Annotated in this window: 8 protein-coding genes and 1 pseudogene; 7 read left to right on the plus strand and 2 right to left on the minus strand. The window is 67.6% G+C overall.

The features are described from left to right. The 5 genes from V6M45_RS12285 to V6M45_RS12305 form a co-directional block, all read left to right on the plus strand. A partial coding sequence (locus V6M45_RS12285) for a CobW family GTP-binding protein (protein ID WP_332656825.1) occupies positions 1-952 on the plus strand: 952 nt, incomplete at its 5' end. After that, on the plus strand, positions 949-1,914 hold the full coding sequence (locus V6M45_RS12290) for a WD40 repeat domain-containing protein (RefSeq protein WP_332656826.1): 966 nt from the start codon (positions 949-951) through the stop codon (positions 1,912-1,914). The genes V6M45_RS12285 and V6M45_RS12290, both read left to right, overlap by 4 nt. Before the next feature lie 374 nt (positions 1,915-2,288). Continuing rightward, positions 2,289-2,993, plus strand: coding sequence for a monofunctional biosynthetic peptidoglycan transglycosylase (mtgA, locus tag V6M45_RS12295; RefSeq protein WP_332656827.1), 705 nt, complete (start codon positions 2,289-2,291; stop codon positions 2,991-2,993). A 94-nt stretch (positions 2,994-3,087) separates the two neighbouring features. Next, positions 3,088-4,950: a M2 family metallopeptidase gene (locus tag V6M45_RS12300; RefSeq protein WP_332656828.1), complete on the plus strand. Its 1,863-nt coding sequence runs from the start codon at positions 3,088-3,090 to the stop codon at positions 4,948-4,950. 107 nt (positions 4,951-5,057) lie between these two features. Next, on the plus strand, positions 5,058-6,953 hold the full coding sequence (locus V6M45_RS12305) for a ubiquitin-activating E1 FCCH domain-containing protein (RefSeq protein WP_332656829.1): 1,896 nt from the start codon (positions 5,058-5,060) through the stop codon (positions 6,951-6,953). Between the two features lie 75 nt (positions 6,954-7,028). Here V6M45_RS12305 and V6M45_RS12310 read toward each other — a convergent pair whose 3' ends face one another. Beyond that, on the minus strand, positions 7,029-7,994 hold the full coding sequence (locus V6M45_RS12310; RefSeq protein ID WP_332656830.1) for an isopenicillin N synthase family dioxygenase: 966 nt from the start codon (positions 7,992-7,994) through the stop codon (positions 7,029-7,031). Positions 7,995-8,180: 186 nt separating this feature from the next. Between V6M45_RS12310 and V6M45_RS12315 the strand changes: the two genes are divergently transcribed. Beyond that, complete coding sequence (locus tag V6M45_RS12315; RefSeq protein ID WP_332656831.1) at positions 8,181-8,849, plus strand: OmpA family protein; 669 nt, start codon at positions 8,181-8,183, stop codon at positions 8,847-8,849. A 93-nt stretch (positions 8,850-8,942) separates the two neighbouring features. Further along, positions 8,943-9,149, plus strand: coding sequence for a hypothetical protein (locus V6M45_RS12320; protein WP_332656832.1), 207 nt, complete (start codon positions 8,943-8,945; stop codon positions 9,147-9,149). Positions 9,150-9,392: 243 nt separating this feature from the next. On the opposite strand, the pseudogene V6M45_RS12325 reads toward V6M45_RS12320, so the two are convergent. Further along, positions 9,393-9,552, minus strand: a pseudogene (locus V6M45_RS12325) (cell envelope biogenesis protein OmpA); the annotation flags it as partial.

Here is a 9,552-nt window from a genome sequence, read left to right on the forward strand (position 1 = left end):
CGTCAACGAGTTCGGCGAGATCGGCATCGACAACGACCTCGTCGTCGGCGCCGACGAGGACGTGTTCGAGATGAACAACGGCTGCGTCTGCTGCACCGTGCGCGGCGACCTGATCCGCGTCGTCGCCGGACTGATGAAGCGCCAGCGCCCGGGCAAGCCGGCCTTCGACGCCATCATCGTCGAGACCACCGGCCTCGCCGACCCCGGCCCGGTGGCCCAGACCTTCTTCGTCGACGAGGACGTCAAGGCGAAGACGCAGCTGGACAGCGTCACGGCCCTGGTCGACGCCAAACACGTCATGGCCCGGCTGGATGACTCGAAGGAAGCCCGCGAGCAGGTCGCCTTCGCCGACCGCATCATCCTCAACAAGGTCGACCTCGCCTCGGAAGAGGAGCTGGTCGCGGTCGAGGCGCGGCTGCGCAAGCTGAACCCCCTGGCCCCCATCACCCGGGCCGAGCGCGCCAATGTGCCGCTGGACCAGGTGCTCGGTCTGGGCGGCTTCGACCTTGAGCGCATTCTCGACATCAACCCCGAGTTCGCCAACCCGCCCCATGGCGAGGCCGGCCACGTCCATGACGAGCATTGCGGCCACGACCACCACGACCACGGCCATCACCACGACCATTCCCATGGCGCGCGCGGTCATGCGCACGAGGACGACATCAAGGGCATCTCCCTGTCGCTCGACACGCCGATGGACGGGGCCAAATTCACCGCCTGGCTCGACAAGCTGCTGGGCGAGCAGGGCCAGAACATCCTGCGCGCCAAGGGCATCATCGACGTCGCCGGCGAGGATCGCCGCCTCGTCTTCCAGGCCGTGCACATGATCCTCGAGGGCGAACTGCAGAAGCCGTGGGGCCCGATCGAGCGCCGCTGGTCCCGCGCCGTCTTCATCGGCCGCGATCTGGACGAGGCCGCTCTGAAGGCCGGGTTCGAGGCCTGCGCGGCGTGAAGACTCACACCTACGACGCCCAGGTCACCGCCGCCCTGTTCGACCAGACCAGCGCGGTCTTCGCCCTCGGCGACGGCTCGGTCCGCTTCGAGGGCGGCGAGTTCAGCGCGGCCCACGACGGCGCCGTCCTGTGCGCCGCCGTCCACCCGTCCGGTGATGGCGTCGTCACCGGCGGCGACGACGGGCGGGTCATCTGGCACCGCCGCGGCGAGGCGGGAGTGCTGGCGACGGCCAAGGGTCAGTGGATCGACGCCATCGACGCCTCGGTCGAGAGCGGCCTGATCGCCTTCTCGGCCGGCAAGACCCTGTCGGTGATCGACGCGAAGGACGCTGGTTTCCGCCGCGACTTCGTCCACGAGCGCACGGTGTCGGGCGTCGCCTTCGAGCCCAAGGGCCGCCGCATCGCGACCTCGACCTATGGCGGCGCGGCCCTGTGGTTCGCCCGCATCGCGCAGCAGAAGCCGACCTTGCTGAAATGGGCCGGGTCGCACACGGCGGTCGGCTGGTCGCCCGACGGGGCCTTCGTCATCACCGCCATGCAGGACAACCAGCTGCACGGCTGGCGCGTCAAGGACCAGAAGAACCTGCGCATGGGCGGCTATCCGTCCAAGGTCCGGTCGATGAGCTTCCTGTCCAACGGCCAGCTGCTGGCCACCTCGGGCGCCCAGGGGGCCGTGCTCTGGCCCTTCATCGGTTCCAACGGGCCGATGGGTCGCGAAGCCACCGAGATCGGCTACGACGAGGGCAGCCTCGTCGCCCTGGTGGCGTCGCAGCCGAAGCACGGCCTGCTCGCCGCCGGGCTCACCGACGGCCGCGTCTGGCTGGCCGATCCGGCCGGGCAGGGGCTCAACTTCCTCAAGGCCGGGAAGGGGGCGCCGATCACCGCCCTGGCCATGAGCGCGGACGCCCGCCGGGTCGCCTGGGCCGACGAGGACGGGCAGGCGGGCGTGGCGGACGTCTGACGACGCGGACGCTGTGCTGGCGATCCGCGAAATTATAGTCGGATTGCGCGGAAAATATCCTGCCTTTTCAATCGGATGATCTATTCTCGATGCGATCTTTCCGCATGGGAGCGGAACGGCCTCATACTGGTCCGCGCGTCCCTTGCCGGACCTGGCTCTTTGACATTCGAATATCCCGACTCCGCTGCAGGACTCGCGCTGCCCAAGCGATGATACCGCCAAGGCGTTGAATGACTCCGGTTCCGATGCCGACTCTGCCGACCATGCCCACCCGTTTTTTCGGGCCGGCGCCGACCCCGCCGACTCTGCCCCCCCGTTTTTTCCGGGCCGCCGGCCCCTTGCCTCCGGCCACGCTTCCGCTCCACCCTTGCGGAATGGCGAAACAGGCCCCGATCAAGAAACGCCGACCGGTGCTGACGGTCGTGCTGACCCTTCTGCTGATTGTTCTCGGCTCGGTCGTCGTCCATCGCTTCGTCCCGCCCCCCGTGACCTTTCTGATGGTCAGCCGTTCTCTGGAGGGCGAGGGGCTGTCCTACCGCTGGCGCTCGCTGGACGACATCTCTCCGCGGCTGGTCGAGGCCGTGATCGCCTCGGAGGATTCGACCTTCTGCGCCCATCAGGGCTTCGACATGAAGGCCATCGAGAAGGCGCTCAAGGCCAACGCCCGGGCCGAGAAGCGCGGCGGGCGCATCCGCGGCGGCTCAACCATCAGCCAGCAGACCGCCAAGAACGTCTTCCTGTGGCCGGGCCGGGACTGGATCCGCAAGGGTCTGGAGGCCGGCTACACCGTCCTGATCGAGACCCTGTGGGGCAAGCGCCGGATCATGGAGGTCTATCTGAACGTCGCCGAATGGGCCCCCGGCGTCTACGGCGCCGAGGCGGCGGCGCAGCACTGGTTCGGCAAGTCGGCGGCCGATCTCACCCCGCGCGAGGCGGCCCGGCTGGCGGCCATCCTGCCTTCGCCCCGACGCTACAATGCATCCTCTCCCGGACCCTATGTCCGCCGCCGGGCCTCCCGGGTGCAGGCGGCCATGGGCACGGTGCGCAATGACGGCCTCGCCGCCTGCGTGCTCCGCTAACGTCACGCTTGACGGCGCGGCCCCGCTCGCCTCACCTGCGCGCCGAAAAAGGCGGAGCAACCGTCTGACGCCAGAACGCCCCCGGGAGACCACCATGAAACGCACCCTGATGACGGCCGCCGCGGCCTGCGCCCTCGGCCTCGCCGCCGGCTGCGCCAGCTACGGAATGGAAGAGACCGCGACGCCGCCGGCCGCCGCCGCCGCCGAAGCCGCCGCCGCCCCGGCCACCGCGGAAGCCGCCGCCGCCTTCGTCGCCGACGCCGAACGGCGCCTCGCCGCCCTCAGCGAGGAGGCCGCCCGCATCCAGTGGACCCGGGCCACCAACATCACCCACGACACCATGTGGCTGGAGAGCCGGATCAACGCCGAATACACCGAGCTGCAGGTCGAGCTCGCCAACGGCGCGGCCCGCTTCAACGAGGTCGAGGTGCCCGCCGACGTCCGCCGCAAGCTGAACCTGCTGCGCCTCGGCATCGTCCTGCCGGCACCGAACAGGCCCGGCGCCGCCTCCGAACTGGCCGAGATCACCACCCGCCTCGACTCGACCTACGCCACCGGCAAATTCGAGTTCAAGGGCCGTCAGATAACCCTCGACGAGGCCACGATCCTGATGGCCGAGTCGCGCGACCCGGCCGAGTTGGAGGCCCTGTACGAGGGTTGGCGCACCGTCTCGCCGGTCATGGCCGCCGACTACGCCCGCATGGTCGAGATCGCCAACGAGGGTTCGCGCGAGCTCGGCTTCGCCGACACGGGGGCCATGTGGCGGGCCGGCTACGACATGGAGCCCGACGCCTTCGCGGCCGAGACGGACCGCCTGTGGGAACAGGTGAAGCCCTTCTACGAGAACCTGCACTGCTACGTGCGCAACCGGCTCAATGCGAAATATGGCGACGAGATCCAGCCCGACACCGGCCCGATCCGCGCCGACCTGCTGGGCAATATGTGGTCGCAGCAGTGGGGCAACATCTATGACGTTGTGGCTCCCACCACGGGCGGCGAGTCCAGCTACGACCTGACCCAACTGCTGGTCAGCAAGGGCTATGACGCCGAGAAAATGGTCCGCACCGGCGAGAATTTCTATGTCTCGATGGGCCTCGATCCGCTGCCGCAGACCTTCTGGGAACGGTCGATGATCACCCGGCCCGAGGGCCGCGAGGTGGTCTGCCACGCCTCGGCCTGGGACCTCGACAACCTCGAGGACATCCGCATCAAGATGTGCACCCAGGTCAACGGCGACGACTTCTACACCGTCCACCACGAGCTGGGGCACAACTACTACCAGCGGGCCTACAAGGATCAGCCGTTCCTGTTCAAGAACGGGGCGAACGACGGCTTCCACGAGGCGATCGGGGACTTCGTCGGCCTGTCGGCCCTGACCCCGACCTATCTCAACCAGATCGGCCTGCTGGATACGGTTCCCGGCGAGGAGGAGGACATTCCCTTCCTGCTCAAGATGGCGCTCGACAAGATCGCCTTCCTGCCGTTCGGCCTGATGGTGGATCGCTGGCGCTGGGGCGTGTTCGACGGCGAGACCACGCCGGCCGAATACAATGACGCCTGGACCGCGAACATGCTGCGCTACCAGGGTCTGACGCCGCCGGGGCCGCGCCCGGAGAACGCCTTCGATCCCGGCGCGAAATACCACATCCCGGGCAACACGCCGTACACCCGCTACTTCCTGGCCCACATCTACCAGTTCCAGTTCCATCGGGCCGCCTGCCAGCAGGCCGGCTGGACCGGGCCGCTGCACCGCTGCTCGATCTACGGCGACAAGGCGGTCGGCGAGCGCTTCAACGCCATGATGGAGATGGGCCAGTCCCGTCCGTGGCCGGAAGCGATGCGGGCCTTCACCGGCGAAACCGGCAATGACGCCTCGGCCGTGGCGGACTATTTCGCCCCGCTGAACGTCTGGCTGACCGAGCAGAACCGGGGCCGGGACTGCGGCTGGGAGGCCTGACCTCCCCGCCGCACCGCGGTCGCATTAACTTTCGCTGTTGCGCCTTCTCTTAACCGGGTTTGTGCATTTTTGGCCGGATGACCGTGGGCGGCGTGCGCTTGCGGCGGATGACGGCTGGACTGGCGATGGGGCTCAAGACCTGGATCGAAGGTGTGGTCGGCGGCGCGCGCGGCCTTGCGCAGCGCCTGGCCGGGGACGTGCGTGGCAATGTCGCCATGTTGTTCGGCCTCAGCCTGCCCGTGTTGATCCTGATGACCTTCGGCGGGGTCGACATCCACCGGATATCCACCGTGCGGATGAACCTGCAGGACGCGCTCGATGCGGCCACCCTGGCCGCGGCCCGCTCGCCCTACACGCAGGACGCGGACCTCCGGCGGGTCGGCCTTGCGGCGCTGAAGGCCAATCTCCAGGCCTATCCGAACGTGGCTCTTGAAGAGGACCAGACCAGCTTCACCCTCAACGGCGAGGACGTGGTCGTGGCCAACGCCCGGGTTCAGGTGAAGACCCTCGTGGCCAATATCTTCCTGCCGCCGTACGGCCAGCTGCTCGACGACTATCTGCCCGTCGGCAGCCACTCGGAGGTCGACCGGTCGTCGCGGAACATCGAGGTGGCGCTTGTGCTCGACGTCACCGGCTCGATGGCCGGACAGCGCATCACCGACCTGAAGGCGGCGGCCAAGGAGCTGGTCGACATCGTCGTCCAGCCGCTGCAGACGCCCTATTATTCCAAGCTGGCGCTCGTCCCCTATTCGATGGGGGTCAATGTCGGGTCCAACGCCAACGCCGTGCGTGGCACGCCGATCGGCTCGACCCAGATTACTGGAGCCGTCATCAATCTGACCGGGACGGAGGTCGCCATCACCGGGGCGACCAACACTTCGCCCATCGTCGTCACCGCGGCCAGCCACGGCTTCAGCAATGACGACATCGTCTGGATCACCGGCGCCACCGGGATGACCCAGCTGAACAACAAGGCCTATCGGGTCCGGAACAAGAGCACGAACACGTTTGAGCTCTACACTGTCGGCGGCTCGAGAGTGAACGGCAACTCGTACGGAAGCTACTCTGGCAACGCCAAGGTGCGGCGGTGCCAGAACAACGACTGCTCGGTCACGATCACCTCCAACAGCCATGGAATGATCAACAACCAATACGTTCACATCACCGGCGTGAACGGCATGACGCAAATCAACAACCAGACCTTCCTTGTCGGCAACGCCACCGCCAACACCTTCACAATCGACCCGAACCTGTCAGCCCTGAGTCCCTACACCTCGGGCGGGCAGGCCTGGTGCGCCCAGCAGGGCTGCACCTGGTTCGCCTTCGAGAACATGAACGGCGACCTTCAGGCCCATCGGATCAGCACCTGCGTCACCGAACGTACCGGCGCCGACGCCTATACCGACGCGGCGCCGTCCAGCGCACGCGTCGGACGCAACTACCCGGGGGCATCCAATCCCTGCCTTGGCGCGACCATCCAGCCCCTGTCCAGCAACAAGGACACCCTGAAGGCGGCCATCGACAGTTACAGTGTTCAGGGATCGACCGCCGGCCAGATCGGCATCGGTTGGGGATGGTACATGGTGTCGCCCAACTTCAACTCGCTGTGGCCCTCGAACGGCGCGGCCGCCTACAACACCGCAGAGACCCTGAAGGCGGTGATCATCATGACCGACGGGGAGTTCAATACGCCCTATTGCTCGGGGGTGATCTCGCGCGACGCGGGTTCCGGTTCGGGCAACAACTCGGAAAAGATCGATTGCGCAGCCGACAACGGCAATCCCTTCGATCAGGGCCGGGCCATGTGCGCGGCCATGAAGGCGCGTGGCGTTATGGTCTACACCGTCGGCTTCCAGATCACCGCCGGCGGCGCCGCCGCCAACATGCTGCAGGCCTGCGCCTCGACCCCGACCAGCTTCTATCTCGCGGGCAGCGGCGGCGACCTGTCCGAGGCCTTCGCCGCCATCGGCCGCGACATCACCCAGCTGCGGATCTCGAAGTAGCCGGGCGCCCGTCGGCCGCCCCCCCCCTCACCGGCGCTCAAGCAGGCCCGCTCTGCGCGCGGCCCGCAGCGTCGCTCAGATGAGCCGGATTTCCTTCAGCCGCTCGGTCAGGAAATCCTCGGCCATGATCGCCTTGCCGGCGTAGCGGTCGGGATTATCGGGCGTCACCGTGGAGGGCAGGCTCTCGATCACGAAGTCCGGGTTGAAGTGCAGGAAGAAGGGCGTCGAATAGCGGGCGAAGCCCCGCCGTTCCGGCGCCGGGTTCACCACCCGGTGCGTCGTCGACGGAAGTACATGGTTGGTCAGGCGCTGCAGCATGTCGCCGATGTTAACCACCAAGGCGTTCGGCGGCGGGGCGATGTCCAGCCATTCGCCGTCGGCGTCCTTCAGCTGCAGGCCCGCCTCCTCGGCGCCCAGCAGCAGGGTGATGACATTGATGTCCTCATGGGCCCCGGCGCGCACGCCCGGCGCGTCGGCCGGCACCGGCGGATAGTGCAACATGCGCAGGATGCTGTTGCCCAGCTCGACCTTGTCCTCGAAGAAGCCGTCGCCGAGCTCAAGATAGCGGGCGATGGCCTGCAGGATCTTGCGGCCGAGCACGTCCATGGCCGTGAACATGCCGTACAGGTGATCGCGGAAGCCCTCGACCTCGGTCGGCCAGACGTTGTCGCGCATATATTTCCGATAGGGGTGTCCCTCCGGCAGCTCGCGCCCGACGTGCCAGAATTCCTTCAGGTCGACGGTCGCCGCGCCCTTGGCCGCCTCGACCCCGAAAGGCGTCAGCCCCCGCGCGCCGCCCGTCCCCGGCTGGTGGTACCGACGCTTCACCTCTTCGGGCAGGGCGAAGAACGCCTTGGCGTCGTCCAGCGCCGCCTCGATCACCGCCTCATCCAGTCCATGGTCCGCGATGACCGCGAAGCCGTAGCGTTTGAATGAGGTTCCGAGCTTGTCCGCGAAGGCCTGGAAATCGGCGTCGTACAGCGACATCGACACCGGTTCGATCGAGCGGCGGGCGGCAGTGGAGCTCAGGCTGTCAGCCATGGCGGAACCTCAAATGGACTTTCGGGCGTTTCCATACGCCCTGCGAGCGCAACTTGGCAAAGCGAGGGCGCCGGTCCGCGGCGCGTGAAAACGCCGCGCGGAGGCTGTTCAGCCTCCGTACATGCCGGAACCTTGACTGTAAGGCCGCGTTCCGACGTCAACAGGAACTGGAAGGACCATTCCATCATGCACGCCAAACTTCTCCTCACCGGCATCAGCGTCGCCGCCCTGCTGGGCGCCTGCACCACCACCGACCCCTACAGCTCGACCCCGCGCCGCAACAACACAGGCACGGGCGCGATCGCCGGGGCCGTCGGCGGCGCCCTGCTCGGCTATCTGACCAACACCTCCAACTCCGAGGAAGGTCGCAAGAACGCGCTGATCGGGGCCGGCATCGGCGCCTTGGGCGGCGCGGCCGTCGGCGCTTACATGGACCGCCAGCAGCGCGAGCTTGAGGCCGAGCTGTCAGGCTCCGGCGTGGGGGTGGCGCGTCAGGGCGACAACCTGGTCCTGCGCATGCCGTCGGATGTGACCTTCGCCTCCAACCAGTCGTCGATCAATCCGGGCTTCTACGCCACCCTCGACGACGTCGCCGGGGTGTTGAACCGTTACGACCAGTCGGTCGTCGACATCGTCGGCCACGCCGATTCCGACGGCGCCGAGGACTATAATCTGAACCTGTCGCGCCAGCGGGCCTCGTCGGTGGCGCAGTATCTGGTCAGCCGCAACGTCCTGGCCGACCGCCTCTATGTCGACGGCCGCGGCGAAAGCCAGCCCGTGGCCACCAACGCCACCGCCGAGGGCAAGGCGCAGAACCGGCGCGTGGAGATCCTGATCCGTCCGTTCCGCGGCTAGGGTCAGGCGCTTCTGACATCGAAAGGCGGGGCCTCGGCCCCGCCTTTTTTCGTGGTTGGACACCGTTCCGTGACTTGCGGCGTCATGCCCCGGATGCTCGATACGATCATCGTTCCGATTCGAGGCAAGCCCGTGCGTCCAGACCACGAATTCACCGACGGCGTCAGGCTTGGCGCGATTGCGGTCGTTTCGGCGGTAGTGACGGCGGTTCTGGTGATCGGCGCCGGCCGCGCCTTTCTGCCTCAGGCGGAGGCCCGGGCGAACCATCGGGTCGCCCTGATTCCCGCTTCCCTACCCTAGGTACGTCTTTCAGAGGCGCTGCGGACGCCGCGGGCGGGGGCTGGCCCTTGAGGGTGCTCCCCCCGTCGCCGCGCGCATGCGACGGCCCGGCCTGAATGCCGAGTTGAAGAGGGGGAGCGGTCCGGGGGGTGTGCGCTCGACGCCGCGCAAAGCAAAACCGCCGGCCCCGTGAGGGACCGGCGGTTCTGTCGTCTTGCCGTGTCCCGCCCCGACCCGAAGGCCGGAGCGGTCGACCTCAACTCTTTAGAAGTTGATGCCGATGGTGGCGCGGCGGTTCAGAGGCTCGCGAACGCCGTCGGCGGTCGGGCGGGCCAGGGCGGTTTCACCCTTGCCGTCCAGCGAGATCACGCCGCCGTTGACGCCCTGGGCGACCAGCGCGTCCGCAACGGTGCGGGCGCGGCGG

Origin of the sequence: Brevundimonas sp. (assembly GCF_036676055.1) — a bacterium.
Classification (GTDB): domain Bacteria; phylum Pseudomonadota; class Alphaproteobacteria; order Caulobacterales; family Caulobacteraceae; genus Brevundimonas.